Here is a 23,376-nt window from a genome sequence, read left to right as displayed (position 1 = left end):
ACTATACGAAATGACGATGAGACGGACCACACGTTCTCTGCTGACGATTCTCTTCCTCTCGCTGGTCCTCCTGCAGGTCGGTGGCGTGGTGGACTTCGGAGCCGAGGCGAGTGCGATCCGTGACGACTTCTTCGACCTCGACCGCCAGGCCGCAGCAGACGACCCACAGACGACCCCCGATGTGGGAACGTCCCAGCCAGATGCCGAGGTGAGAGCGGTCTCCCCGTCCGTACTCGAGCGGCTCGTCCACGAGGCGGTCAACGAGGAGCGCCAGGCGCAGGGGCTCTCACGGGTCGATTTCGACCCGGAACTCGCGGCAATCGCCCGGTACCACAGCCGCGACATGGCCCGCGAGGACTACTTCGCACACGTCTCGCCCGAGGGCGAGACGCTCAGCGACCGCTACGGGCTGTTCGGCTACGACTGCTACATCAGCACCGGGGCACTGACGTACACGAAAGGCGGTGAGAACATCTACTACACCAGCTTCGTCGGCACCAGCTACACCGAGACCGAGATCGCAGAGCGAACCGTCACCGGCTGGATGGAGTCGCCGAGCCACCGCGAGAACCTCCTCCGGTCGTACTGGGAACAGGAGGGAATCGGTGTGTGGGTCCAGGAGGAGGACGGGCGGACCCACGTGTACGTCACGCAGAACTTCTGCTGACTACGCGATGGTCGTCCCGGGCGACTCGCCCGCGAGGAAGTCAGAGAGCGCGTCGAGCCCGAAGATAGAGGCGGGCATCCCGAGCGCGAGCAGGGTCTGGACCTTCCCGGCCATCCCGCCCGACACGTCGGTCGTCTCTGCACCGCCCAGCACGTCGGCCACGTCGTCGTAGGCCTCGATGCGCGGAATCACGGCGTCATCGGCGTCCAGCACACCGGGCACGGTCGAGCAGAGCCCGACCCGCGAGGCGTCCAGGGATTCCGCAAGGGACGTGACGATCTCGTCCCCCGACAGGACCGTCACACCTTCGCCGGCGTGGGCGACGACGTCGCCGTGGAGCACCGGGATGAAGCCCTCGTCGAGCATGGTCTGGACCTGCTGGGCAGGAAGCGTCAACTCGCCGGATTCGTCCCGGCTGGCGGCCGAGAAGGGGTGAACCGGTACTGCTGGGACGTCCCGCTCGTGGAGCCGCCGGAGGACCAGCCCGTTCAGGGCCTTCATCGCGTTGTGGATGTCAAGGACGCCCTCGACCTCGTGGGTCCCGTCGGTGGTGCTCACGCCGTACTCCTTCGCGTTGTGGTGGCCGAAGGAGCCGCCGCCGTGGACCAACACGATGTCGTCGTGGCCCGCGACCGCGTCGGCCGCCCGGTCCAGCGCCCGCCCGTCGACCGTCTCGGCGCGGTCCTTGTCCGTGATGACCGACCCGCCCAGCTTCAGAATCGTCGGGGCGCTCATTCGACACGCACCCCCTCGTGGGCGAGTTCGGCCCGGAACACATCCTCACAGGCTGCCTCGTACGAGAGCGCCGTCTCCGTGCCATCGGAGCGGTCCAGTGCGACGATGCACCCGCCACCACCTGCCCCGGTGAGTTTCGCCCCGTGTGCCCCGGCCTCGCGGGCGGTCCACACCATGTCGTCGAGCGAGCGAGAGGAGACGCCCAGGGCTTCGAGCAGGCCGTGGTCGAAGTTCATCAGTCCGCCCAGCTCGGCGAGCACCTCGTCGTCCTCGGCCGCCCCGGCCTCGCTCTCCGCGAGCAACTGCTCGCCCTCGCGGACCACGTCCCCGATGGCGGTCACCGTGTCCGCGGCGAAGCCGTACTGGTCCCGGAGCTCGCGGACGCCCGCGACCAGCTTCCCGGTGTCACCGCTCCCGCCGTCGTAGCCGATGACGAACGGGAGGTCCGGCGCGTCGAGTGTGCGACAGTCGTCGCCCTCGACCCGGACCGCCCCGCCCATCGCCGAGCAGAACGTGTCCGCCCGGGAAGCCTGTCCGTCCTGGACGTCGAGTTCGACCTGGTACGCTCGCTCGGCAATCTCGCGAGTATCGAGGTCGACCCCAAGTTCGCGCGTCGCCGCCGCGATGCCCGCGACGACCACCGCCGCCGACGAGCCCAGGCCCGCACCAAGGGGAATATCGCTCTCGACGGTCACGTCGAAGCCCGCGTTCGGCCGGTCGGCCGCGTCCCGTGCCTGTTCGACCGCGCCGTCGACGTACTCCGTCGCGGCCTCCAGTATCGCCTGGGGAGCGTCGACGGCCGGCCCCGTCTCGCCGTACTCGACGGTGAACCCCTCGATGTGCAGGTCCTGTGCGTCGACCCGGAGTCGCCCGTCCGACCGTTCCTCCACCGTCACCGTCGCCCGACGTTCCACGGCGCAGGGAATCGCCGGTTCGCCGTAGACGACGGCGTGCTCCCCGAACAGGTACACCTTGCCGGGAGCGCTTGCCGTGTGCATACCCGTTCTCGCCCGGCCGAGACAAAGAGTGTTGTCGAATCGACGTGGGACCGGTCGACGAGGTGTCAGCGCTGCCGGCGGTGGAGCGCCAACGTCACGAGCAACACGGCGAGTCCCCCGACCTCGAGGCCGAGCCCGGGTGTCCCCTCGATGCCCTCGCTGTCCGGCAGCGTCCCGCCACCGCCGTCCCCGTCACCTGCATCGGTTGTCGGCACCGCCGTCGTGCCCTCCGGGGTCGTTTCGGCCGTCGTCGTGGTCGGGGCTGTCGTCGTGGTGGCCGAGGTCTGCGTCGAGGTGGCCGTGGTCTGCGTCGTCGCACTGGTTCGCTGCGTCGTCGTGGTCTGTGTCGTCGTAGCCGTGGTGGTCGTCGTCGAACTGCCGCCGGTGTCTCGCACCAGCACGGACCCGATTCGACTCGGCGGGACGTTGCTCGCACCGCTGTCGATGACCGACCCGAGCACGAGCGCGTCACTGTCGCCCTGTACGTCCGGCCAGCGAACCAGCGTCGTCAGGTTCACCGCCACGTCGACGCTCCCCTGGCCGTCCGGGCTCACCGCGAACCGAATCGTGTCCCGGACACCGTCGCCGTCGGTCCCGTCGACGACGGTCGGACTGGAGGACACTGCGACCGTCTCACCCGTCGCCCGGTTCACGACCTGGACGTTCTCCGGCGCGAGCGCCACGCCGTCCGGGAACCGCACGTAGAACACGTCGGTGTCGCCGTCCGCGCTCAGGTCGTCCACCCGGTACGACACCTCGTGGCGGGCCGTCGTGTCGTCGTCGACGGTCCCGGGGGCTATCTGCCCGCCGTGGAGGTTCGATGCGGTCGCCGCCGCACCACCCGTCGGCACGACCGCGAGGACCAGAAGTACGACCGAGAACACCGTGACTGCCCGCGAGAGACTGCCGGTTGGCATACTACCCATCCAGAAGAGCGCCACGCGTATCGACCCCTGACCTAACCTGCATAGGGCTGGGCCAGCACCGGCCGGACAGCGTCGCCACTCCGGGGAGAAGGAGTCGGTGAAAACGAAACGCGAACCTCGAAAAGCCGTTTAAATCCCGCTCTCGAAGTCGTCGAGCGAGTAGCTCGGCTCGGCACCGCGGCGGTCGAGCGTCTCGTTGGCCAGCAGCCAGTAGACGACCGACAGGGCCTTGCGACCCTTGTTGTTCGTCGGGATGACGAGGTCGACGTTGCTGGTCTGGTTGTTCGAGTCACACATCGCGATGACCGGGATGCCAACCGTGATGGCCTCCTTGACGGCCTGGCTGTCACCGATGGGGTCGGTGACGACCACGACGTCCGGCTCGATGTAGCCGTCGTACTTCGGGTTCGTCAGCGTACCCGGGATGAACCGGCCGGTGCGGGCGCGTGCCCCGATGGCGTCGGCGAACTTCTTCGCCGGGAAGCGACCGTACTGGCGCGAGCTCGTCACGAGGATCTGCTCGGGCGCGTAGTTCGCGAGGAAGTCCGCGGCCGTGCGGATTCGCGAGTCCGTCTTGCCCACGTCCAGCACGTAGAGACCGTCGGTCCGGACGCGGTGGATGAACCGCTCCATGTCCTTGGTCTTCTGCTGGGTACCGATGTGGACACCAGCGCCGAGGTAGTCCTCGACCGGGATGAGGAGGTCGGCCTCCTCGTCGGACATGACGTCCTCGTCGAGTGTCGGCTCTGCTTCTTCAGCCTCGGCCGCGGCGGCCTCGGCGTCCTCTGCGTCGACGGGCTCTGCGTCCTCTACCTCGGCCGCGGGACCGGCACCCTCGGCGGGTTCGGGGTCCACGTCGACGTCGGAGGCGTCGAGCCCTTCCTGTTCTTGCTCTTGCTCTGTCATAGTGCGTCGTCTGCGATTCGGATGAGTTCGTTGAGCTTTGCGGTTCGCTCGCCACCGACCGCGCCCGTCTTGATGAACGGGGCGTCGGTCGCCACGGCGAGGTGTGCGATGGTCGTGTCCTCGGTCTCGCCCGACCGATGGGAGATGACCGAGTCGTACCCGTTACGGGTGGCGAGTTCGACGGCGTCGAACGCGTCCGTCAGCGTCCCGATCTGGTTCGGCTTGATGAGGATGCTGTTGCCCGCACCCTCGTCGATGCCATCCTGGAGACGCGCCGTGTTCGTCACGAACAGGTCGTCCCCGCAGATGAGCGTCTGGTCACCGACGCGGTCGGTCAGCTCGGCGAACGCCTCGTAGTCGTTCTCGTCGAGTGGGTCCTCGACGTAGACGAGGTCGTACTCCTCGACGAGTTCTGCGACGTAGTCGATCTGCTCGGCCGTCGTCTTCTCGTCGTCACCGTAGCGGTAGACCTCCTCGTCGGCGTCGTACAGCTCGGCACCGGCCATGTCGAGGCCGAAGCCGATCTCGAAACCGAACTGGTCGGCGACCTCGTCGGTCGCCTGCTCGACGATCTCGAACGCTTCGGCATCGTCGATGGACGGTGCCCAGGCGCCCTCGTCGCCCTTGCCGCAGGGCTCGTCGCGCTCGTCGAGGATGTCTGCAACCGTGCCGTGGACGGCCGCGTTGGCGAACACCGCGTCGGACACGCTCGGCGCGCCGACGGGCGCGGAGAGGAACTCCTGGATGTGCGTCGCGTCGGCGGCGTGCTCGCCACCACCCACGACGTTCCCGAGCGGAACCGGGAAGTTCTCGCCACGGAACGCGCCGCCGAGATGCTGGTACAGCGGTGCACCGAGCATGTCAGCGCCGGCCTTCGCGGCTGCCATCGAGATGGCGACCGCGCTGTTCGCACCGATCTCCGAGAAATCGTCAGTGCCGTCTGCGGCGTGCAGTGCCGCGTCGACCTCGCGCTGGTTCCCAGCGTACGCCGAGTTGACGAGACGTGGAACCGCGTGTTCACGGGCCTTCGCGATGGCTTCGCCCGGCGGGAGCTCGATGGCCTCGTACTCGCCGGTGCTGGCACCCGAGGGTGCAGCAGCACGGCCGAACCCACCACTCTCCGTCAGTACGTCCGCTTCGACGGTCGGGTTACCGCGCGAATCCAGTACGCGTCGGAGCCGGATATCTGTGATGAGTGTCATGTGTCGTCATCACCGCGCTTGACCGTAAAGGGTAGCACGTTCGCGTCGTACTCCTCGGCAGCGATGAGGATCGGTTCCGTCTGGTCGGTATCGATGAGGACTGGTGCCCCGTACGACACCTGCAGCGCTCGAGCGCCGAGGATGCGAGCCTTCTCGTACCGATTGTAACGTTGTCGTGGCATCACTGGTAGGGGGAGACGATGTCGACCAGGTCCTTGTGCGAGACGAGCATGCGCCGGCAGCAGTACCGGTCCACGCCCAGCTCGTCGAGCACCTCTTTCGGGTCTTCTTCGCCTTCGCGCGTTCGCGCTTTGAACTCCTCCCAGTGCTCACCGACGACGTTGCCGCACGTGAAACACCGGACTGGTACCATCATGGTTTGATCACCTTAGCGGTAGGACTTCTGGTAGCGGGCACGAGCGCCGGGGCCGCCCCACTTCTTGGGTTCGGACTGGCGCACGTCGTTGACGAGCAGCGAACGGTCGAACTCCATGTACGCGTCGCGGAGTTCGGCGTCGCCAGTGTGCTGGACGATGCCACGCGCGATGGCGGTGCGGACGGCGTCTGCCTGTCCGCTGATGCCACCACCGGAGACGCGAACGTCGACGTCCAGGTCGTCACGGACGTCGTCGACGATGCGGAACGGCTCCAGCATCTTCAGTCGCGAGATCTCCGGGTCGACGAGTTCGACCGGCTTGGAGTTGATTCGAACGCGACCCTTGCCGTCCTTGACGGTCGCGCGGGCGATTGCCGTCTTCTTCTTTCCGGACGTGTTGGTTACCATGTGACGTTAGCACCCAGTTTCTCCGAGATTTCGCCCAGCTGGACGAACTTGATGTTCGAAAGTCGGTCCAGCGACGTACCGTCGAGGATCTCTGCGTCCTGGTCCTCGTACGGGTTGCCGACGTACACGCGGACGCCTTCGAACGCCTCGCGGCCGTAGGACTGCTTGTACGGGATCATCCCGCGGATGGACCGCTTGAAGATGCGGTCCGGCCGCTTGGGGTAGTACGGTCCCTGGTCGGAGCCGACCTCCACCCGCTTCTCGTAGACGGACATGATGTCGTCCTTCGAGCCGGTGATGACGGCCTGTTCCGCGTTGACGACGGCGATCGTCTCGCCGTCGAGTGCGCGCTCTGCGACCTGGGACGCGACGCGACCCATGATGCAGTCGCGGGCGTCCACGACGACGTCTGCGTCGAATTCTGCGAGACTCATCGGATCACCCGGACGTTCGAACCCTCGGGGTTCTGTTCGATTGCCTGTTCTAAATCGAGCGTTTCGCCGACCTGTTCGATTTTGGTCTTCGCGGACGAGGAGAAGTCGACGGCCGCAACCGTCACGGACTTCTGTAGGGCACCGGACCCGAGGACCTTCCCCGGGACGATGACCGTCTCGTCTTCGCGTGCGTAGCGCTCGATTCGACCAAGATTGACCTCGGCGTGTGTCCGCCGTGGTTTCTCGAGTCGATCTGCGACGTCGCTCCAGACGTCAGCGTCTTCTGTACGAGACACCGACTTCAGCTCGGCGATGAGACTGCCGAGCCTCGGATTCGTCTTACTCATTGCTTTCCTCCTGATAGTTGTGAGAGAAGTGATGCAGGGAGCAGGATTTGAACCTGCGGACCCCTATGGGACAGCGCCCTGAACGCTGCGCCGTTGGCCAGACTTGGCTATCCCTGCTCGCACCCTTGCGGGTACTACCTTGTTCCGTGCCCCCCTTCAAACCACTTTCGATTATCGACCGCGTTCGCCCGACGCGAGCGACTTCGCTCGCCACTCCTCGCTGGCCGGAGCCAGCGCTGAATGCGGGGTCTGCGTCCGTCAGGGTGTGGTTGGAAAGGGTCACGTGTTTATTATATCGTTACCGCGTCCTGCAGTTCCGTCGCCCGTGCCTCGATCGAGTCGGTGGCGCGGGCCACGAGTTCCTCGACCGTCATGGACCCGTCCGTCTCGACGTGGAAGACGAATGCCTTCTCGACGTCGGTGACTTCCAGCTCCTTGCCGGGGAACTTCTTGGTGAGGTCGTTGTCGAACTCTGCGGTGTTGACGAGCTCGCCGTCGATCTCGACGACACCGCGGATGATGTTCGGCTCTTCCTCCTCGAACTCGGCCGCGTCGCCGACGACCTCCACATGCTGGAGGTGTCGGTAGCCGACCGAGACGCCGCCCTGGTGTTTGGCGTGTTCCTTACCCGTGTCGAGGACCGCGTCGGCTTCGAGTTCCAGCCGCTGGTCGTCCTTCAGGTCGATGATGGGGACGTTCTGGTCCGCCGGTTGGACCATCCCGTCTGCGCTGACCAGGTCGCCCGAGTACGCCGTCGCCGGGCCCTCAACGTCGATGGAGAGGGTGATGACGTCGTCCTCGTCGAACTCGCCTTCCGGCGTGGTCAGCGGAATCAGTCCGAGCCGGTGTGCGATCTGTTCGTCGAACATCACCGAGGAGTTCTCGATGACACGGACCTCGTCTATCGACAGCGTCGGTACGTCCGCGATCATCGCGCGACGGATACCGTTGGCGAACGCGGGCGTAACGCCACGCACTAGGAACAGTGCCTCGCGTTCTCCGCGTTCGACGAACTCGACCTCGTAGTCCTCGTTCATGGCTTAGAACCCGCCTTTTCCTTTGGGTGCTCGGGAGCCGTCGTGCGGGATCGGCGTGACGTCCTCGATACGGCCGATCTCGAAGTCCTCGCGAGCGAGTGCGCGAATCGCTGCCTGCGCACCCGGTCCGGGGGACTTCTGCAGGTTGCCACCGGGGCCACGCACGCGGACGTGCAGGCCTTCGATGCCAGCCGCGCGGATCTCGTCCGCGATGGACTCGACCATCTGCATCGCCGCATAGGGCGACGCCTCGTCCCGGTTCTGCTTGACAGCAGTCCCGCCGGAGGACTTCGCGATGGTTTCCGCACCCGTGAGGTCTGTCACGGTCATGACGGTGTTGTTGAACGATGCGTGGACGTGGGCGACTCCCCACTTGTCTTTCGCTTCTTCTGCCATTTATTGACCCTCCGCACGTTCGGGGTGAAGTTCGTCTGCAAACGGACTGTTCTCGTCGAAGGCGATGGAATCCTCCTCGGACACTTCGACCGTGTACGAGGGGACGCTCACGCGAGCGCCCTCGACGGTGATGTGCCCGTGGACGATGAACTGTCGCGCCTGCTGGGTCGTGTTCGCGAGACCCTTGCGGTAGGCGACAGTCTGGAGCCGGCGCTCGAGGATGTCCGAGATCTCGAGTGCGAGGACGGCGTCCAGCTGGTCCTCCTCGCTGAGGATGCCGATGCGCTTGAGGCGGTTGAGGAAGTCGACTGCGTTCTCCTCTGCCTCCTCGAGCGACTGGGACTGTCCGAGCAGCGACCGCGCCTCGCGGCGGTAGTCGCGCAGTTCGGACTGTGCTCGCCAGAGCTCCTCCTTGTTCTTCAGGCCGTAGCGGTCGACGAGGCTGTGTTCCTCGCTGATACGCTCGCCCTGGAAGGGGTGGTTCGGCGTCTCGTAGAGCTTGGTGTTGCTACCGAGCGCCATTATTCTTCACCTGCCTCCTCTTCGGCGGCCTGTTCTTCGCGGATCTCTTCGACGTTGACGCCGATGGTCCCTTCAGTACGTCCGGTGGACTTCGTGCGCTGACCGCGCACCTTCTGTCCCTTCTTGTGGCGGACGCCCTTGTAGGAGTCAATCATCTTCATCCGGTTGATGTCGTGACGACGGGCCATGTTGAGGTCGTTGCCGACCTCGTGGTTCGTCTCGCCGCTGTAGAACTCCTTCTGGCGGTTGGTGAGCCATTCGGGAACCTCGTCGGCGTAGTTCTCGACGGTTTCGACGACGGCGTCGATCTCGTCCTCGTCGAGGAGTCCGAACGTGGCCTTGCGGTCCACGCCGGCCTCCTCGGCGACGATTCGTGCCGTCCGTCGGCCGATGCCGTTCATCTCGATGAGCGAACGTTCGACCGACTTCGTCCCATCGAGGTCTGTCTGCCCGATGCGGACGAAGTACCGAAGGTCCTCGTCCTCTTGTTCGCCCTGTGGTTCTTCTGCACTCATGTGTGATATGTGGAGGAAGTGCTCGATGCACTTCCGATCTTGTTGGAAGACTCACACCGTGCCCAATTGCCGGTGTGAAATGTCCGACGTTGTGGCGGGGATTCGAACCCCGGAGGCTTGACGCCACAGAGTTAGCAACCCTGCGCCTTGGGCCAGGCTTGGCTACCACAACTCGATTGTCTATCTTCGCCCTCTCGGACTCGGGACCCAGCGCCCCTGCAGCGTATTGCGTTCACACGTATTCCCGTACAGTACTTAAGGGCAACGGAACGCAGTTCGAGTGCCACGGTGTAACAGTATCGGGGATGGCGTGGGGAAGATGGGGCCCTCGGCGGCCGGTTTCGGAGTGTCAGGTGCCGGGGACCGTGTGTGGCGACAGCTCATATGCAGTTCACCGCTCGCTCTCGCTCGCGCACGCGCGAACTGGACCAATAAGCAGGCCAGAATCAAGCAGTCCAGACAGCCACCGCCGACCGAACAGAACGAATCAGTCTTCAGTCCCCAGAGACGCGGCCTGCAGCGCCACTCAGTCGCCGGTCTGCGGGGGTGCGTCGATGTATTTGTCGTTCACTTCCCACTCGCCGTCACCGTTGCGGACCATGTACTCGCCGTAGTACGGGACGCGCTCGGCGACGGTCATCCGGAACGCCTCGCGTATCTCGGGTTTCGTCATCTCACCCATCGGCTTGAGGTCGTCGTTGCGGTTCAGACAGCCCTTGAGGTGGCCGTCGTGAGTGACCCGAACGCGGTGGCAGTTCGCACAGAACGTCGGGTTCTCGACCGGGTCGACGATCTCGACCATGCCGCCTTCACCCGAGGCCTTGGTGCCGCCGATCCAGTACCGTCGTCGGTCGTGCATCTCGCGGTGCTCTATCTCCGTGGCCTGCTCGGCCAGCCAGTCGTGGACGCGCTGGATGTCGATGGCCCACTCGGGGTTGCCGGTGAGCTCGGGCATGTACTCGATGAGCTGGAGCTGGAGCCCGCGGTTCTCGGAGACGTGGTCGACCATCTGTGGGACGTAGCCGGCGGTTCGCTCGAACACGACCATGTTGAGCTTCACCGGGTCGAGGCCGGCGTCGAGGGCTGCCTCGACGCCCTCCATGACGCGGTCGTAGGCACCGGACTTGGTCACCTCGGCGAACGCCTCGGGCTCCATCGCGTCCTGCGAGACGTTGACGCGTTCGAGGCCGGCGTCGACGAGGTCCTCGGCACGGCCGGGGAGGAACGTCCCGTTGGTCGTCATCGAGACCTCCATCGAGTCGGGTGTTCGCCGGATGATCTCCTCCAGGTCCTGGCGGAGCATCGGCTCGCCACCGGTGAACTTCACGCTGTCTACCCCGAACTCCGCGACCACCTCCAGGAACCGGACCACGTCGTCCGCGCTCATCTCGCCGTCCTGCGGGTCCATCGGCCCCCGCGTGTCACCCAACCCCTCGTTGTGACAATAGACGCAATCGAAGTTGCACCGGTCGGTGAGGGAGACCCGGACCCCGGTGACCTCGCGACCGAACTCGTCTGTCAGCATGTACCAACCCTTGTGAGTCTATGTTATTAAGTTCGGTGTCCAGGCAAGGGAGAATGTAACCGAATTTGATTACCCGATGGGCGCGGCGTGGCCGGTTACGCCATGCCCGGAATCGTCTCCAGTTCGCCGGCCTGCACACCCCAGAGGTCGGCGTAGGTGCCATCCGTCTCGAGCAGTTCCTCGTGGGTGCCACGCTCTTCGACGGCACCGTCTTCCAGCACGAGTATCTGGTCGGCGTCCTTCACCGTCGAGAGCCGGTGCGCGATGGCGATGACGGTGCGGTCGGCCACCAGGTTCTCGATGCTCTCCTGGATGCGGAGTTCGGTCTCGGTGTCCACGTCGGAGGTCGCCTCGTCGAGCAGGAGGATATCGGGGTCGCGCAGCAGCACCCGGGCGATACCGATGCGCTGGCGCTGCCCGCCCGACAGTTTCACGCCGCGTTCACCGACCTCGGTGTCGTAGCCGTCCTCGAAGTCGCTGATGAACTCGTGGGCGTCGGCCGCCCTGGCAGCAGCCTCGATCTCCTCGTCGGTCGCGTCGAACTTGCCGTACGCGATGTTGTCGCGGACACTCCCGTAGAACAGGTAGGTGTCCTGGCTGACGTAGCCGACGGAATCGCGGAGGCTCTCGGGCGAGACGTCACGGATGTCCTGACCGTCGATGCTGATGGTGCCGTCGTTCACGTCGTAAAGACGGAGCAGCAGCTTCAGGACGGTGGACTTGCCGGCCCCGGTCGGGCCGACCAGTGCGAGCATCTCACCGCCCGAAACATCGAACGAGACGTCCTCGAGGACGGTCTCGTCGTCGTCGTAGCCGAAGGTGACGTGGTCGTACGCGACCGTGCCGTCCTCGACGGTGAGCTCGGGGAGGTCCTCGCCGCCGCCGAGCGTACTGGGTTCGTCCATCAGGCCGAAGATGCGCTCGGCCGAGGCGCGGGCGTTCTGGTAGAGGTTCACCAGTTCGCCGAACTGGCTCATCGGCCAGATGAAGCGCTGGCCGAGGTAGACGAACGCCACGAAGGTACCAACGCGAAGCGTCCCGCTCATCAGCGGCGGGGCCTGGTTCGTCAGGACCCAGTGCCCGCCGACGGCGAACGTCAGCACGAAGCCGATACCGGCGGTGAATCGGAGGCCAGGGAAGAACTTCACGCGGGTCGTGATGGCGTTCCAGTTCTTGTCGTAGTACTCCTGGGAGGCGTCGGTGACGCGGTCGGCCTCGAAGTCCTCGGTCGTGCTCGCCTTGATGACCTCGATGCCGCCGAGGTTGTTCTCCAGGCGGGAGTTGAGCTGGCCGACCGTCGAGCGGACCTCGGAGTACATCGGCTGGATGGTCTGGACGAACTTGTAGGTGAACAGGCCGATGACCGGGACCGTGACCATCGTCAACAGGGCGAGTTGCCACTGCAAGTACGCGAGCAGTACCGCGGTCACGCCGACGTTGACCAGCAGCATCGTCGCGATGAAGAGACCGCCGTTGAGGAACTGCTCGAGGCGGTTCACGTCGTTGTTCAGGACGCTCATGAGCTCGCCGGTCTGCTTGTCGGCGAAGAACTCGTAGTCGAGTCGCTGCATGGCGTCGTAGCTATCGGCCCGGACGTTGTGCTGGACCGACTGGGCGAAGGAGTTCAGCCCCAGGCCCATCAGCCAGGTGAACACGGTCGAACTCAGGTAGGTCAACCCCACGAGGCCGACCGAGAACCAGAACTGGCCGGTCCGGCTCGCCGGGACGAGCCACTGCGGGACCAGCGGGAGCGAGTACTGTGGCTTCGTCTGCATGAAGACCGCGTCGATGGTCTCGGCGAGGACGTACGTCGGCAGGAGCGCCATCGTGTGGGCGGCGATTCCCATGAGGATGCCGCCGACGATAGCGACCCAGTGTTCGCGGCCGTACTCGCGGAACAGGCGGACCATCGGGCGGTCGACGCGGGCGCGTTGTTCGTCGAATGTGTCGTCGTCTTCGTCTCCGTATGTCGAATCTGTCATCGTCGTGTTTCGTATCCTGTGGTGTGGTACAGGGTGGAGGTCTGCAGTCGATGCGACCGGCTCGTCGGTGTGAACGGGCAGTCGGGTGGTGGCTTGGCTGAGATAGCCGCGGTGCTGCGGCTATGGCCACGGTGGACGCGACCCGTGCCGCCCGGACTGGGCGGCCGAGAGAATCAGGCGAGTGCGAAGTGGAGGGTACGCATCTTTCTGCCTCTATCCGTATCGTATCAGTGCACTCACATCAAACTAACTGAACCCTGCCAACACACCACACGATGGTGGGCACGGGGAGTCCGTGTAACACAATCCTTTTCGCTCGCTCGCCCCGACACCCGGCCATGGACGCAGACACGATTCTCGACCGGCTCCGGCAGGTCGAGGACCCGGCTTTGGGCGACGACATCGTCTCGCTCGGACTGGTGAACGAGGTGGAGGTCGACGGCGAGGAGGTTCACATCTCGCTCGCCCTCGGCGCACCGTACTCGCCCGTAGAGACTAACCTGGCCAACGAGGTCCGCGAGGTCCTCGCAGACACCGGCCTCGAGATCAACCTCTCGGCGAAGACTGACACCGGCCTCTCCGGCGACGAGCAGGTGTTCCCGAACGTGGAGAACGTCATCGCGGTCGCCTCCGGGAAGGGTGGCGTCGGCAAGTCGACGATGGCAGTGAACATCGCGGCCGGCCTCTCGGACATGGGTGCGCGCGTCGGCCTGTTCGACGCCGACGTGTACGGCCCGAACGTCCCGCGGATGGTCGACGCAGACGAGCCGCCGGGTGCGACCAAGGACGAGAAGCTCGTTCCCCCCGAGAAGTACGGGATGAAGCTCATGTCGATGGCGTTCCTCGTCGGGGAGGACGACCCCGTCATCTGGCGCGGCCCGATGGTCCACAAGGTCCTCACCCAGCTCTGGGAGGACGTTGAGTGGGGCCACCTCGACTACATGGTCATCGACCTGCCACCGGGCACCGGCGACACCCAGTTGACGCTGCTCCAGACCGTCCCCGTCACCGGGTCTGTTATCGTCACGACCCCGCAGGAGGTCGCCCTCGACGACGCCCGGAAGGGCCTGGAGATGTTCGGCAAGCACGACACCGTCGTGCTGGGCATCGCCGAGAACATGGGCTCGTTCAAGTGCCCCGACTGCGGCGGCGAGCACGCCATCTTCGGCGAGGGCGGCGGCCAGAAGTTCGCCGACGCCCACGACATGCCGTTCCTCGGGTCGGTCCCGCTCGACCCCGCCGTCAGGACCGGCGGCGACGAGGGCAAACCCGTGGTCCTTGACCACGACAACGAGACGGGGCAGGCGTTCCGTGACATCACGGAGGCAGTCGCTGACAACGTCGGGTTCGTCAAGCGCCAGCAGCACGTCAACAGCCGATGAGCGACGAGCCGTCCGAGTCAGAAGGGGCCACGAATCGCGAGTTCGAGCCCGACCCGGAGAAGGTCCGGTTCCTCCGCGAGATCGCGGACGAGATTCGGGCCGAGAGCACCGAGTCCGACCAGCTCGCGAACATCCTCTACCGGACCAGCGACCTCTACGACGAGACCGAGGACACTTCACCGGAAGAGATTCTGCGGAACGTGAAGTTCATCCTCGACGTCATCGAACGCGGCGGCCTCGGCCGATAGCACCAGAAAATCAGACCAGCTCGCGCAAGCGTTCGATTCGCTTCTCCGTCGGCGGGTGCGACGACGGGAACACCTTCGGACTGACCAGCGACTTCTCGTCGACCATCTCAGCAGAGAGCGGCACGATGTACAGGGCACTCTCACCGCCGTCGAGTTCCCGGAGGTCGCGCTCCGGGGCCCGCTCCATCCCGTCTTCGATGGTCGTGAGGGCGCTCACGAGCGCGGCCGGGTTCCCGGTCGCCTCGGCCGCGGCCCGGTCGGCGGCATATTCCCGGTAGCGCGAGAGCAGCCGATAGCTCAGGAAGCCGGCAGCCCAGAAGACGACCGCGAGCACGCCCATGAGCAGGAGCGAGAGGATGATCGCGGCGATGGCGACGAGGACGCCGCCGGAGTCGTCGTCGCCGGGAAGTATCCAGACGTGGCCGAGCCCGTTGAACACGGCGCTCACGAGTTTCGCGACGAAGAACGCGACCGTCGGGACGAGGAACGCGACGCTCATCAGCGCGGCGTCGCGGTTCCGGACGTGGGCGAGTTCGTGGGCGACCGCGGCGTCGAGTTCCTCGTCGTCGAGGGTGTCGAGCAGGCCGTCGGTGACGGCGATGGAGGCGTTCGAGGGGGTCCGACCGACCGCGAAGGCGTTCGGGGCACGGGAGTCGACGACCCGGACCGCTGGCTTCGGGATGTCGAGTTGCTGGGCGATGCGCCCCACCGAGGCGTGGAGTCGCGGATAGTCCTCCTCGTCGGCGGGTCGCGCGTGGCCGAGGCGCAACGCCAGCGACGGTCCGACGAGGTACTGTCCCACCAGGGCGGCCGCGGCGACGCCGGCCACGACAAGTGGGGAGATGGCCGGGACGACCGCGCCCTGATGCCGACCAAGCAACGACAGGACTGCGAACGGGACCGTCAGCAGCCCATAGAGGAACACCACGGGGAGGGCTGCGACCACTGCCAGCGTCAGCACCATCCGAACCACGAGGCCGCGGTCGGTGGCCGTCGCTGTGCTCATCGGACGGTCACCTCCGACGGTGTCTTGCCGCCGACGTGTGCGAAGTCAGCGGCGAAGCAGATTGCTGTACGAGGGAGGGATAGCATCGCTCTGGCAGGAGTTGGCAGCAACCCGACATAAACCTTCCGTGGTCGGGGGACGCACTCCCGCGCTCCGAAGCGCTTACCCACCCACCTGCCCTCGCTCCCGACGTGGACGCTAATCAGGACGACCTCGCCAACCCCTTCGGGATGGACGAGGAGTGCGAGAACTGCGACCTCTGCGGGCCCCGCGAGCGCGTCGTCCACGGCTACGGCGACGTGGGCGCGGACTTCGTCTTCGTGGGAGAGCGACCGTCGGCCGAGGCCGAACGCGCCGGTGTTCCCTTCGCCCGCGACGAGACCTTCCTCTCCATCCTCCGGCGGCTCATGCTCTGCCGGGCCGACAGCGACCCCGACGAACCCGAACTCGCGAACGCGTTCGTCACCTACCTCACCCGCTGTCGGGACCCCGAGCGCCCCGCGACCGACGAGGAGATCGCGACGTGTGAACCCTACCTCAACGCGGAGATTCGGATGATAAACCCGGAGGTCATCGTTCCGGTGGGCGAGCGAGCCCTGGCCGAGGTCGCGACCGAATACACGACTACGGCGGCGGAGAAGTTCGACGTGTACGACGACCACGGGGAGCGCTTCCGGGGTCGTGGCTTCGAACTGGTCCCCATGATCGCCCCCGACGAACAGGACGAAGACGAGACCCAGACGTTCGTCGAGGCGTTCGCCGAACTGATGGCCTCCGATTACCGCCAGACCAAGGGTCGCAGAAGTCGGTAGTCGCGCCGTTCTTTCGCTGCTCGCTTACCAGTACGTGTTCGCGCGCCACTCCTTCGAGCCAGCGCCGACGACGGACACCGCACCCATGACGGCGACGACGATGATGAAGCCGGCCGCGACGGCCGGAAGCGGCAGCACGTCGGTCAGGGTTTCGAGATTCGTGCCGAGTGTCGCGAGCGCGCCGAGGCCCGCCACGAGGATTCCCAGGGGCACCAGCACGCCGAGAACTTTCAACCAGTTCATGCGACATCCGACGGGCTGGTCCCACATAAGTCCGCACGGTCGGGCTCGTCTCCGCCGTGTGTCCCTCGCCCCGAAGCGGCGGGTTCAAGGCTCCCGCGACGGCAGATGGTGGTATGACACTCGTGGTCGTCCTCGCCGACCCCCCACGCGAGGGCCTCGTGCTGCCCCGACTCGCCGAGGAGACGCCCCTGTCGGCCGCAGACGCCGCAGACTGCTACCGGGCCATGCTCGCCGACACGCTATTCGCCGCCGCCGAGAGCGGTGGTGAACTCCTGGTGAACTACCGCGACGAGGACCTCCTCCCGGACGAGTTCTCGAAAGCGGACGGTGAGGCCGAAGCTGAGGTTCGCGCCGTCGCCGCGGACGCCCTCGGTAGCGCCGACGAGACGCGCTTCGAGGTGCAGGTCGGCTCGACCTACGACAGCCGCGTCGGCAACACCGTCACGCACCTCCTCGACCGCGAGGACCACGCCTCCGTCCTCGTTCTCGACGGGACTGCCCCGCTGGCCGGCCGGAAGGACATCGACAACGCCTCGATGAAGCTCCGACGCTCCGACGTGGTGCTCGGCCCCGCCAGCGACGGCCGGGTCTGGGGGAGCGCCTTCTGCGAACCCATCGACTTCGACGGCGCGTTCGCCTCGCCCGTGGTCGAGACGCTCACCGCCCGCGCCCGCGACGCCGACCTCGAGGTTGACTTCCTCCCGAACTACGAGACACTCGAGACCGGCGACGACCTCTGTTCGGTCGTCTCCATCCTCCGCGCCCGGCGGCGCGCGGGCCGAATCGTCCCACCCCACACCACCGAGTTCATCCAGGACCGTGGTCTGACGGTGGTCGCGGACGACGGCGAACTGGAACTCGTCCGCGAATAGACCGACAGGTCTTAGACGGTTCCGCAGATACTCCCGACCGTGGTGGGATGGCGGAGTGGACTAACGCGCCTGCCTTGAAAGCAGGTGGCCTTCGGCCTCCTGGGTTCGAATCCCAGTCCCACCGCATTTCTGAGGAACGGACGTGACGAAGAATGCGGGAATATTGAGATTCGAGCAGCGAGCAGTGCGCGGTTCGAAGTGAAACGAGAACCGCGGAGCGAACGGCGCAGCCGTGAGCAACTGCTGCGAGTGAGTTCGAATCCCAGTCCCACCGCATTCTGCGACGAACGGACGTGAGGAGCGAAGCGGAGACACTGGTGATTCGAAGCAGCGAGCGAAGCGAACGAAGTGAGCGGAGAGAGTGAGTTCGAATCCCAGTCCCACCGCATTCTCACGAAGATTCACGAGGAGCAATGCGTAGATTCTGGCGGCTCCCAGTCCAGTCCGGCTCCCCCGGGCAGCGGTCCAGCTTTCAGGTGCCGGAACCCGGGACTGGTGCCCACATCCAGACGTGACCGAGACCACCCGAAAACCGGGGGGCCAAAACAGTCTGATAGAGAGCAAATCGAGTAGTCTACAGGCAGGCAAACGTTTTGATTCTGTAGATAGCAACGCGCTACCGGGCTTATTCTCCCTGCACGCAGTTTATGCTCTCTTGTCTACAATATTACCGTAGAGTAATGAGTTGGGCCCGGGAGGATGAACTGATCTTACAGCACACGACCGACATCGTCACCGTCATCGACTCGAGGGGTACCGTCAAGTACCAGAGTCCGTCGGTCGAGCGGATACTCGGCTACGACAGGGAGGAGCTGATCGGGAAGAACGCCCTGATGTTCGTGCACCCGGACGACCGGGACCGTGTCAGTGAGGCGTTGCAGGGGGCGCTGAAGGAACCCGAATCGGTAGACTCGGTCGAGTACCGATTCCGGCATCGCGACGGGTCGTGGCGCTGGCTCGAATCCGTCCGGACCGAACGTCCCGCCGACAGGTCGACGGACGAACTGATAGTCAGCACACGGGACGTGACGAACCGGAAGCGGCAGGAGCAACGGCTGGACGCCATCGTCTCGAACGCGCTCGAAGCGATCTACGTCAAGGACGTCGACGGGAAGTACCGCTTCATCAACGAGCACGGCGCGGACTACTTCGACATGGCTGCCGATGAGATAATCGGGAAGACCGACTTCGACCTCTTCGACGCCGAGAGTGCACGACAGATCCGGATGATGGACGAACGGGTGCTGGCGGGTGAGGAGAATCGCATCAGCGAGTCGACCCAGTACATCGACGGTGAGGAGCACGTCTTCCTCGACAACAAGTTCCCGTACTTCGACGAGAACGGCGATGTGCAGGGGTTGGTCGGTCTCAGCACGGACATCACCGACCGCAAGCGACAGCAGCGCGAGCTGGAGGAGCTCAAAGAGGAGTTCGAGACGGTGTTCAGGAACGCACAGGCAGGTCTGGCACTCATCGACAGTGATGGGGGATGGGCCTTCCGGTTTCAGCAGCTCAACCCGGTCGTCGAGGCGATGTTCGGCGTGACCAGTGAGGCCGCCTGTGGAAGGACGCCCCGGGACGTGCTGGGCCCCGTGACTGGGGCGACCCTCGAAGCGAACTACCGGGAGTGCTACAAGCGCCAGGAGCCCCTGACGTTCAGGGAGACCCTGGAACTTCCCGGCGGCAGCCGGACCTACCAGACGAAACTCGCGCCGGTCCTCGTCGATGGCAAGGTCAGCCACATCGTCGCATCGAAACTGGACGTGACCGAGCGTGAGCGACGGGCCGAACAGGTCGAATCCCTGCACGGGGCGACCCAGCGCCTGCTCGAGGCGGAGACGGAGCAGGAGATCGCGAATATCGCCGTCGATGCCGCGGAGCGGCTGCTGGGCTATCCGATGCCGACGGTCTGGTTCGTGAACGACGACGCGACCGGCCTCGAGCTGGTCGCCCAGACCGACGAACACCGGGAGCTGCTGGAGAAGGCGGAGACCGAACAGCCGATGCATCCCCGTGGGGAATGGCTCTGGGATGTGTTCGAGAAGGGCGAAACGGAGGTCTTCGAGTGTCTCAACCGGAAGCGACTGGCCGCGGACATCCCCGTCGATTCGACCGTCATCGTTCCGCTGGCACGTTTCGGCGTGCTGTCCTGTGGCGCAGCCAAGGAGCGCACCTTCGACGACGCCGACGTCACGCTCGTCACCATCCTCGGGCAGAGCGTCGCCACGGCCCTCCGCGAACTCGCCAGCCAGCGGGAGCTGGAACGGAAGAACGAGCACCTCGAGGAGTTCGCGAGCGTGGTCAGCCACGACCTCCGGGGGCCCCTGACCGTCGCCGCCCTGCATACGGAACTCGCGAGCGACGACTGCGACACCGAGCACCTGGCCGCCATCGGCCGGGCCCACGACCGCATGGAGTCGCTCATCGAGGACCTCCTCAGCCTCGCCAGGCAGGGACAGAGCATCGACGAGACCGACGACGTCGACCTGGGCGCGCTCGCCCGGAGGTGCTGGCAGAACATCAGCGCGAGCACGAACGAGGCCATCCTGGAGGTCGAGACCGACCAGACGATACGGGCCGACGAGGGGCGATTAGGCCAGCTCATCGAGAACCTGTACCGGAACGCGCTCGAACACGCCATCGAGGTCGAGAGTGACGGCGACGACTGCGACGAGGACGCCGATGACGAGGTTCCCGTCGTCAGGGTCGGCCCGCTGGAGGGTGGGTTCTTCATCGAGGACGACGGCCCGGGTATCCCACCCGACCTCCGAGACAAGGTGTTCGAGTCAGGGTACTCGACCGCCAACGAAGGCACTGGATTCGGGCTCACCATCGTCGAGAACGTCGCGGAGGCCCACGGCTGGGACGTGTCCATCACTGGGAGCCCCGATGGCGGCGCACGCTTCGAGTTCACGGGCGTGGAGATGGCCTGAGCAGCCCCCGATAGGCCCGGCCAGCCACAGAGATATATCGACTGGTGACGACTAGTACAGCATGACAGACACGTCTTCGTCTCACCCGGCGGTCAGACGGACCGAACTGGTCGCGGACCTGCTCGACGACGCCTTCAGGGTGCCTGGCACGAACATCCGGATCGGGCTCGACCCGCTGGTCGGGCTGGTTCCCGGTGTCGGGGACGCGGCCAGCGCCGCCGTGTCGCTCTACATCGTCGCCGAAGCGTACCGGGCCGGCGTGCCGAAGCTGACGCTGGTGCGGATGCTCGGAAACGTGGGTGTCGACGCGGGCGTGGGTGCGATTCCGGTCGTGGGTGATGCCTTCGACGCGATGTGGAAGGGGAACAAGCGGAACGTCGAACTGCTTCGAAAATCGCTGGAGTAAGCCGACCCTGCTGTTATTCCCAAGACGTATCGACCGTCAGCGCCCGCTCTAACAGCGCTCCGTCGTACATCTCCTGGGTCTGGTCGGGGTGTGCTTCGTCGATTTCGTGGACGGTCTCGACCGTGTTCACGAAGTTCTTGAACGTCGCCTCGTCGACCATCTGGCCGTCGACCGTGACCGCGCCGGTTCCGCCAGCTTTCGCCTCCTGGAACTGCTCTATCTTGTGGACGTTCCGTTCGAGTTCTTCCGTGGTCGGCATGTGGATGCGGTTGGCCTGGGCCGTCTGTTTTGTTCAATCCCTATATTAAATTTTAGTAGAATTTACTCAGTACCATCAAAATTGACGGTTAAATTATATGGATTTCGTTGTAGTGTGGTTTCAGATACAGATAACGAATATTAAAACTTATTCGCCATGACAAAAAAATTGCAGTATGCGCCAACGGACCCGTAGGTGGATCATTCAGGTCTGTGCTGGTGGAATTTCAGCCATTGCTGGTTGTTCTTCCTCGAATAGGAGCGAGGGTCGAGTTCGAGTTCCTGTGAAAGTAATTATAAATAATAGAACAGAACACTATTATCGTGGTGATTTAGTCGTCTTAGACAAACATGGGAGTGAAATATTTGGCAGAGATGGTGTTGGCTGGGAATCAGGTGAATCCTACTACTATAATTCAAAAGCAGAACAACAGAGAGTCCAAGTTATACTGTTGAAGATATTCTTAGACACTGGTGAAACTACAATTAAATACGAAAACGAGTATGTAGTAGATGAACCAAACCAGGATATCCAGCTCCAAGCTGATATCCAACCAGGTCCCAAAGTAAAATCCTCAGGTTGATAATTCATACTCCAATCGCCGTTGTATTCACTTCCTCAGTTGCGACCCGCGTCATCCCAATAGTCTTGAATCGCTATTAGGACATTGATTTACTCCCTGAGGATTATCTTGAAACAGCTGCTTTACCCCAATTAACCCAAGAACCGCTTCTGTTTCTCTAGGTGAGGTGCCTACTGAATGGAGATGGACGGTGAATGCCCAGGCGAACTGCGCCATCGTTTGTTCTTCTAGGACCCTTGAAATCTGGATTATCATATTCCAATGGATAGGTTTGCAAACATCCAACCAATTCATACCAATACCAACCCATCTCATGATTTTTTAATTATGTCCAATCATATCAAATGGGAAATATTAGACACTACTGCAAAATAGTTGATACTGGAGTGATCAATGGCAGAAGAAAATCGTAAAGTCAGTACAAGCCGTAGAAAATTCCTTGCCTCTGTTGGGACAACAGCACTGACCATTCCGGGAATAGTGGGTGCATCTAATAACCTTGACTCCACAACAAGTAGTCGGCCAGTTGTGATTTTGAAGGGGACTATCGATGACCCCGTTTCTGTAGAGGAGATCTCTGAGGCACAAAGGAAAGTAGAAGAGATGTACGTTCAGAAATATGGAACGCTCTTGGGAAGTAGATTGTTGCTCGGAGAAAGTAGTCGCTGTTGAAGCGTAGCGGGTGAGGGTGACGCGTTCGCGTCACCCAAAATAATGTTTCCTTGAGTTCAGATGTCTACGCCGACAGCATCAGCGGTAAGCACGTCGGGAAGCTGGTCTTCTCGTTCCCCCTCGATATCTGCCAGAATTTCTTTGAGATAGGCATTGAACAGCTCGGGATGTTCACTCATCGGGAAGTGACCAATGTCAGCCATCTCGACGGCAACAGCACCTTCACCGACACCGTCCGCTACTTCTTGTCCCATATCCGGATCAGTGAGATAATCGTATTCTCCATTCACCACATAGAGTGGACATTCACTGGCATTGACTTCCTCAAGTTTGTCTCGGTAGTCGTGATCAACGGAGTAATAATACAGGTCTCCTTTGAACACGCCAGTTGCGCCCTGCTCGTACAGATACATCGTCTCACGACGAGTGGCCTCAGGACTCTGTTTGGCCATTAGTCCCCAGCACGAGTAGGCGTTTACTTCGGTCGTATTGATCTGGGCATGGTCAAGCCAGTCGATATAGAAACCGGGACTGTGTGCGCCGGTTTCCAATCCAATAAGTGCACGGAAACGTTCTGGATACCAGTCTCCCAGTTCTAGGGTGATATTTCCACCCATACTCGATCCCATAAAGATGGGGTTGTCGAGATCGAGTGCTTCGACGATGCTTACAATAGTCTCCGCGAACTGCTCGGCGGTTAGCGTGTAATCCTCAGTCCACCAATCCTGACTCTTCGGTGGGACTGACTTTCCATGAAACGGGAGATCGTAGGCGATTACCCGATAGTCCTCGGTTATTTCGTCGTCGGTGAGTACATGGCGCCATTCTTGGTTGTTACAGCCAGCAGTGTGTTGTAACAGGATTGGTTGGCCGTCTTCGGGGCCGTTTTGTTCGTAGTACACCCGATGATCGACGCCATCGATTTCAACGTGAACGTACTGTCCCGTAATTTCTTCAATATCCCCGTGATTGTGGTCAGTCATA

The 23,376-nt window shown here is 63.5% G+C and carries 28 protein-coding genes, 3 tRNA genes and 1 pseudogene; 10 read left to right on the top strand and 22 right to left on the bottom strand.

All coding sequences use genetic code 11. The annotated features are described in order from the left end of the window. Nucleotides 1–16: 16 nt before the first annotated feature. Complete coding sequence (locus ACSC1S_RS07940; protein ID WP_435363853.1) at nt 17–667, top strand: CAP domain-containing protein; 651 nt, start codon at nt 17–19, stop codon at nt 665–667. Here ACSC1S_RS07940 and ACSC1S_RS07935 read toward each other — a convergent pair whose 3' ends face one another. From ACSC1S_RS07935 to ACSC1S_RS07850, 18 genes are all read right to left on the bottom strand, one after another. Beyond that, nucleotides 668–1,402, bottom strand: a complete 735-nt coding sequence (locus ACSC1S_RS07935) for an isopentenyl phosphate kinase (protein ID WP_435363852.1) — start codon at nt 1,400–1,402, stop codon at nt 668–670. Then, complete coding sequence (gene mvk / locus ACSC1S_RS07930; protein ID WP_435363851.1) at nt 1,399–2,400, bottom strand: mevalonate kinase; 1,002 nt, start codon at nt 2,398–2,400, stop codon at nt 1,399–1,401. The genes ACSC1S_RS07935 and mvk overlap by 4 nt, the downstream gene beginning before the upstream one ends. Before the next feature lie 65 nt (nt 2,401–2,465). Continuing rightward, nucleotides 2,466–3,317 (bottom strand): hypothetical protein, encoded by an 852-nt coding sequence (locus ACSC1S_RS07925; protein ID WP_435363850.1) that lies wholly within the window; start codon nt 3,315–3,317, stop codon nt 2,466–2,468. 138 nt (nt 3,318–3,455) lie between these two features. Next, nucleotides 3,456–4,232: a 30S ribosomal protein S2 gene (gene rpsB, locus ACSC1S_RS07920; RefSeq protein WP_435363849.1), complete on the bottom strand. Its 777-nt coding sequence runs from the start codon at nt 4,230–4,232 to the stop codon at nt 3,456–3,458. Further along, nucleotides 4,229–5,434: a phosphopyruvate hydratase gene (gene eno, locus ACSC1S_RS07915; protein ID WP_435363848.1), complete on the bottom strand. Its 1,206-nt coding sequence runs from the start codon at nt 5,432–5,434 to the stop codon at nt 4,229–4,231. Before eno ends, rpsB begins: the two co-directional genes overlap by 4 nt. After that, nucleotides 5,431–5,616 (bottom strand): DNA-directed RNA polymerase subunit K, encoded by a 186-nt coding sequence (locus ACSC1S_RS07910; protein ID WP_261651262.1) that lies wholly within the window; start codon nt 5,614–5,616, stop codon nt 5,431–5,433. Before ACSC1S_RS07910 ends, eno begins: the two co-directional genes overlap by 4 nt. Continuing rightward, on the bottom strand, nt 5,616–5,810 hold the full coding sequence (locus tag ACSC1S_RS07905; protein ID WP_261651261.1) for a DNA-directed RNA polymerase subunit N: 195 nt from the start codon (nt 5,808–5,810) through the stop codon (nt 5,616–5,618). The genes ACSC1S_RS07910 and ACSC1S_RS07905 overlap by 1 nt, the downstream gene beginning before the upstream one ends. Before the next feature lie 12 nt (nt 5,811–5,822). Then, entirely contained in the window at nt 5,823–6,218 is a 396-nt protein-coding gene (locus ACSC1S_RS07900) for a 30S ribosomal protein S9 (RefSeq protein WP_435318311.1), read from the bottom strand. Beyond that, complete coding sequence (locus ACSC1S_RS07895) at nt 6,212–6,652, bottom strand: 50S ribosomal protein L13 (protein WP_435318310.1); 441 nt, start codon at nt 6,650–6,652, stop codon at nt 6,212–6,214. Before ACSC1S_RS07895 ends, ACSC1S_RS07900 begins: the two co-directional genes overlap by 7 nt. After that, on the bottom strand, nt 6,649–7,014 hold the full coding sequence (locus ACSC1S_RS07890; protein ID WP_369684440.1) for a 50S ribosomal protein L18e: 366 nt from the start codon (nt 7,012–7,014) through the stop codon (nt 6,649–6,651). Before ACSC1S_RS07890 ends, ACSC1S_RS07895 begins: the two co-directional genes overlap by 4 nt. A gap of 17 nt (nt 7,015–7,031) precedes the next feature. Continuing rightward, nucleotides 7,032–7,116, bottom strand: a tRNA-Leu gene (locus ACSC1S_RS07885). A gap of 173 nt (nt 7,117–7,289) precedes the next feature. Continuing rightward, a complete protein-coding gene (locus ACSC1S_RS07880) occupies nt 7,290–8,036 on the bottom strand; it encodes a DNA-directed RNA polymerase subunit D (protein WP_435363847.1) in 747 nt (248 codons plus the stop codon). Between the two features lie 3 nt (nt 8,037–8,039). Further along, the gene (locus tag ACSC1S_RS07875) at nt 8,040–8,432 is read right to left on the bottom strand and encodes a 30S ribosomal protein S11 (protein WP_435318308.1); all 393 of its coding nucleotides are present in this window, start codon (nt 8,430–8,432) and stop codon (nt 8,040–8,042) included. Beyond that, nucleotides 8,433–8,954: a 30S ribosomal protein S4 gene (locus ACSC1S_RS07870; RefSeq protein ID WP_435363846.1), complete on the bottom strand. Its 522-nt coding sequence runs from the start codon at nt 8,952–8,954 to the stop codon at nt 8,433–8,435. After that, on the bottom strand, nt 8,954–9,469 hold the full coding sequence (locus tag ACSC1S_RS07865; RefSeq protein ID WP_435363845.1) for a 30S ribosomal protein S13: 516 nt from the start codon (nt 9,467–9,469) through the stop codon (nt 8,954–8,956). Before ACSC1S_RS07865 ends, ACSC1S_RS07870 begins: the two co-directional genes overlap by 1 nt. An 87-nt stretch (nt 9,470–9,556) precedes the next feature. Further along, nucleotides 9,557–9,641 (bottom strand) — tRNA-Ser (locus ACSC1S_RS07860). Nucleotides 9,642–9,995: 354 nt separating this feature from the next. Next, nucleotides 9,996–10,994 carry a GTP 3',8-cyclase MoaA gene (gene moaA / locus ACSC1S_RS07855; protein WP_435318305.1) on the bottom strand — a complete coding sequence of 333 codons (999 nt, stop codon included), beginning with the start codon at nt 10,992–10,994 and terminating at the stop codon, nt 9,996–9,998. Nucleotides 10,995–11,089: 95 nt separating this feature from the next. After that, nucleotides 11,090–12,976 (bottom strand): ABC transporter ATP-binding protein, encoded by a 1,887-nt coding sequence (locus tag ACSC1S_RS07850; protein WP_435363844.1) that lies wholly within the window; start codon nt 12,974–12,976, stop codon nt 11,090–11,092. A gap of 338 nt (nt 12,977–13,314) precedes the next feature. On the opposite strand from ACSC1S_RS07850, the gene ACSC1S_RS07845 reads away from it, so the two are divergent. Both ACSC1S_RS07845 and ACSC1S_RS07840 read left to right on the top strand, forming a co-directional pair. Beyond that, on the top strand, nt 13,315–14,358 hold the full coding sequence (locus ACSC1S_RS07845) for an Mrp/NBP35 family ATP-binding protein (RefSeq protein WP_435363843.1): 1,044 nt from the start codon (nt 13,315–13,317) through the stop codon (nt 14,356–14,358). After that, nucleotides 14,355–14,606, top strand: coding sequence for a DUF7976 family protein (locus ACSC1S_RS07840; protein ID WP_435363842.1), 252 nt, complete (start codon nt 14,355–14,357; stop codon nt 14,604–14,606). The genes ACSC1S_RS07845 and ACSC1S_RS07840 overlap by 4 nt, the downstream gene beginning before the upstream one ends. Before the next feature lie 10 nt (nt 14,607–14,616). Here ACSC1S_RS07840 and ACSC1S_RS07835 read toward each other — a convergent pair whose 3' ends face one another. Further along, nucleotides 14,617–15,612, bottom strand: coding sequence for a M48 family metalloprotease (locus tag ACSC1S_RS07835; protein ID WP_435363841.1), 996 nt, complete (start codon nt 15,610–15,612; stop codon nt 14,617–14,619). A gap of 191 nt (nt 15,613–15,803) precedes the next feature. Here ACSC1S_RS07835 and ACSC1S_RS07830 point away from each other — a divergent pair, with 191 nt between their 5' ends. Then, nucleotides 15,804–16,424, top strand: coding sequence for a uracil-DNA glycosylase (locus ACSC1S_RS07830; protein ID WP_435363840.1), 621 nt, complete (start codon nt 15,804–15,806; stop codon nt 16,422–16,424). Nucleotides 16,425–16,448: 24 nt separating this feature from the next. On the opposite strand, the gene ACSC1S_RS07825 is transcribed toward ACSC1S_RS07830, so the two are convergent. Beyond that, nucleotides 16,449–16,667 (bottom strand): hypothetical protein, encoded by a 219-nt coding sequence (locus ACSC1S_RS07825; RefSeq protein ID WP_435318296.1) that lies wholly within the window; start codon nt 16,665–16,667, stop codon nt 16,449–16,451. Nucleotides 16,668–16,780: 113 nt separating this feature from the next. Here ACSC1S_RS07825 and ACSC1S_RS07820 point away from each other — a divergent pair, with 113 nt between their 5' ends. From ACSC1S_RS07820 to ACSC1S_RS07805, 4 genes are all read left to right on the top strand, one after another. Beyond that, on the top strand, nt 16,781–17,539 hold the full coding sequence (locus tag ACSC1S_RS07820) for a hypothetical protein (protein WP_435363839.1): 759 nt from the start codon (nt 16,781–16,783) through the stop codon (nt 17,537–17,539). Nucleotides 17,540–17,580: 41 nt separating this feature from the next. Then, nucleotides 17,581–17,663, top strand: a tRNA-Ser gene (locus ACSC1S_RS07815). Nucleotides 17,664–18,219: 556 nt separating this feature from the next. Then, nucleotides 18,220–20,472, top strand: coding sequence for a PAS domain S-box protein (locus ACSC1S_RS07810; RefSeq protein ID WP_435363838.1), 2,253 nt, complete (start codon nt 18,220–18,222; stop codon nt 20,470–20,472). Nucleotides 20,473–20,533: 61 nt separating this feature from the next. Then, nucleotides 20,534–20,878 (top strand): DUF4112 domain-containing protein, encoded by a 345-nt coding sequence (locus ACSC1S_RS07805; RefSeq protein ID WP_435318291.1) that lies wholly within the window; start codon nt 20,534–20,536, stop codon nt 20,876–20,878. Between the two features lie 13 nt (nt 20,879–20,891). Here the strand turns inward: ACSC1S_RS07805 and ACSC1S_RS07800 are convergent. Beyond that, nucleotides 20,892–21,167, bottom strand: a pseudogene (locus ACSC1S_RS07800) (L-malyl-CoA/beta-methylmalyl-CoA lyase); the annotation flags it as partial. A gap of 145 nt (nt 21,168–21,312) precedes the next feature. Between ACSC1S_RS07800 and ACSC1S_RS07795 the strand changes: the two are divergent. Then, nucleotides 21,313–21,720, top strand: a complete 408-nt coding sequence (locus tag ACSC1S_RS07795) for a hypothetical protein (RefSeq protein WP_435363837.1) — start codon at nt 21,313–21,315, stop codon at nt 21,718–21,720. A gap of 393 nt (nt 21,721–22,113) precedes the next feature. Further along, nucleotides 22,114–22,392 carry a hypothetical protein gene (locus tag ACSC1S_RS07790; RefSeq protein ID WP_435363836.1) on the top strand — a complete coding sequence of 93 codons (279 nt, stop codon included), beginning with the start codon at nt 22,114–22,116 and terminating at the stop codon, nt 22,390–22,392. Between the two features lie 56 nt (nt 22,393–22,448). Here the strand turns inward: ACSC1S_RS07790 and ACSC1S_RS07785 are convergent, their stop codons facing one another. Next, nucleotides 22,449–23,375: an alpha/beta fold hydrolase gene (locus ACSC1S_RS07785; protein ID WP_435363835.1), complete on the bottom strand. Its 927-nt coding sequence runs from the start codon at nt 23,373–23,375 to the stop codon at nt 22,449–22,451. Nucleotide 23,376 lies beyond the last annotated feature (1 nt).

The sequence above is a fragment of the Haloarchaeobius pelagicus genome, from assembly GCF_051207375.1.
Classification (GTDB): Archaea; Halobacteriota; Halobacteria; order Halobacteriales; family Natrialbaceae; genus Haloarchaeobius.
Note: the sequence above shows the minus strand (reverse complement) of the source record. Positions and strands in the feature narration are given on the sequence as shown.

Bases quoted from the DNA above. Each gene is read 5' to 3' on its own strand.
- ACSC1S_RS07835 (WP_435363841.1), bottom strand. From the start codon at position 15,612: ATGAGCACAGCGACGGCCACCGACCGCGGCCTCGTGGTTCGGATGGTG.
- ACSC1S_RS07810 (WP_435363838.1), top strand. From the start codon at position 18,220: ATGAGTTGGGCCCGGGAGGATGAACTGATCTTACAGCACACGACCGAC.
- ACSC1S_RS07820 (WP_435363839.1), top strand. From the start codon at position 16,781: ATGACACTCGTGGTCGTCCTCGCCGACCCCCCACGCGAGGGCCTCGTG.
- ACSC1S_RS07935 (WP_435363852.1), bottom strand. From the start codon at position 1,402: ATGAGCGCCCCGACGATTCTGAAGCTGGGCGGGTCGGTCATCACGGAC.
- mvk (WP_435363851.1), bottom strand. From the start codon at position 2,400: ATGCACACGGCAAGCGCTCCCGGCAAGGTGTACCTGTTCGGGGAGCAC.
- ACSC1S_RS07870 (WP_435363846.1), bottom strand. From the start codon at position 8,954: ATGGCGCTCGGTAGCAACACCAAGCTCTACGAGACGCCGAACCACCCC.
- ACSC1S_RS07925 (WP_435363850.1), bottom strand. From the start codon at position 3,317: ATGCCAACCGGCAGTCTCTCGCGGGCAGTCACGGTGTTCTCGGTCGTA.
- ACSC1S_RS07880 (WP_435363847.1), bottom strand. From the start codon at position 8,036: ATGAACGAGGACTACGAGGTCGAGTTCGTCGAACGCGGAGAACGCGAG.
- ACSC1S_RS07790 (WP_435363836.1), top strand. From the start codon at position 22,114: ATGGCAGAAGAAAATCGTAAAGTCAGTACAAGCCGTAGAAAATTCCTT.
- ACSC1S_RS07940 (WP_435363853.1), top strand. From the start codon at position 17: ATGAGACGGACCACACGTTCTCTGCTGACGATTCTCTTCCTCTCGCTG.
- ACSC1S_RS07875 (WP_435318308.1), bottom strand. From the start codon at position 8,432: ATGGCAGAAGAAGCGAAAGACAAGTGGGGAGTCGCCCACGTCCACGCA.
- ACSC1S_RS07905 (WP_261651261.1), bottom strand. From the start codon at position 5,810: ATGATGGTACCAGTCCGGTGTTTCACGTGCGGCAACGTCGTCGGTGAG.
- moaA (WP_435318305.1), bottom strand. From the start codon at position 10,994: ATGCTGACAGACGAGTTCGGTCGCGAGGTCACCGGGGTCCGGGTCTCC.
- rpsB (WP_435363849.1), bottom strand. From the start codon at position 4,232: ATGACAGAGCAAGAGCAAGAACAGGAAGGGCTCGACGCCTCCGACGTC.
- ACSC1S_RS07840 (WP_435363842.1), top strand. From the start codon at position 14,355: ATGAGCGACGAGCCGTCCGAGTCAGAAGGGGCCACGAATCGCGAGTTC.
- ACSC1S_RS07895 (WP_435318310.1), bottom strand. From the start codon at position 6,652: ATGAGTCTCGCAGAATTCGACGCAGACGTCGTCGTGGACGCCCGCGAC.
- ACSC1S_RS07845 (WP_435363843.1), top strand. From the start codon at position 13,315: ATGGACGCAGACACGATTCTCGACCGGCTCCGGCAGGTCGAGGACCCG.
- ACSC1S_RS07850 (WP_435363844.1), bottom strand. From the start codon at position 12,976: ATGACAGATTCGACATACGGAGACGAAGACGACGACACATTCGACGAA.
- ACSC1S_RS07900 (WP_435318311.1), bottom strand. From the start codon at position 6,218: ATGGTAACCAACACGTCCGGAAAGAAGAAGACGGCAATCGCCCGCGCG.
- ACSC1S_RS07785 (WP_435363835.1), bottom strand. From the start codon at position 23,375: ATGACTGACCACAATCACGGGGATATTGAAGAAATTACGGGACAGTAC.
- eno (WP_435363848.1), bottom strand. From the start codon at position 5,434: ATGACACTCATCACAGATATCCGGCTCCGACGCGTACTGGATTCGCGC.
- ACSC1S_RS07805 (WP_435318291.1), top strand. From the start codon at position 20,534: ATGACAGACACGTCTTCGTCTCACCCGGCGGTCAGACGGACCGAACTG.
- ACSC1S_RS07825 (WP_435318296.1), bottom strand. From the start codon at position 16,667: ATGAACTGGTTGAAAGTTCTCGGCGTGCTGGTGCCCCTGGGAATCCTC.
- ACSC1S_RS07910 (WP_261651262.1), bottom strand. From the start codon at position 5,616: ATGCCACGACAACGTTACAATCGGTACGAGAAGGCTCGCATCCTCGGC.
- ACSC1S_RS07865 (WP_435363845.1), bottom strand. From the start codon at position 9,469: ATGAGTGCAGAAGAACCACAGGGCGAACAAGAGGACGAGGACCTTCGG.
- ACSC1S_RS07795 (WP_435363837.1), top strand. From the start codon at position 21,313: ATGCGCCAACGGACCCGTAGGTGGATCATTCAGGTCTGTGCTGGTGGA.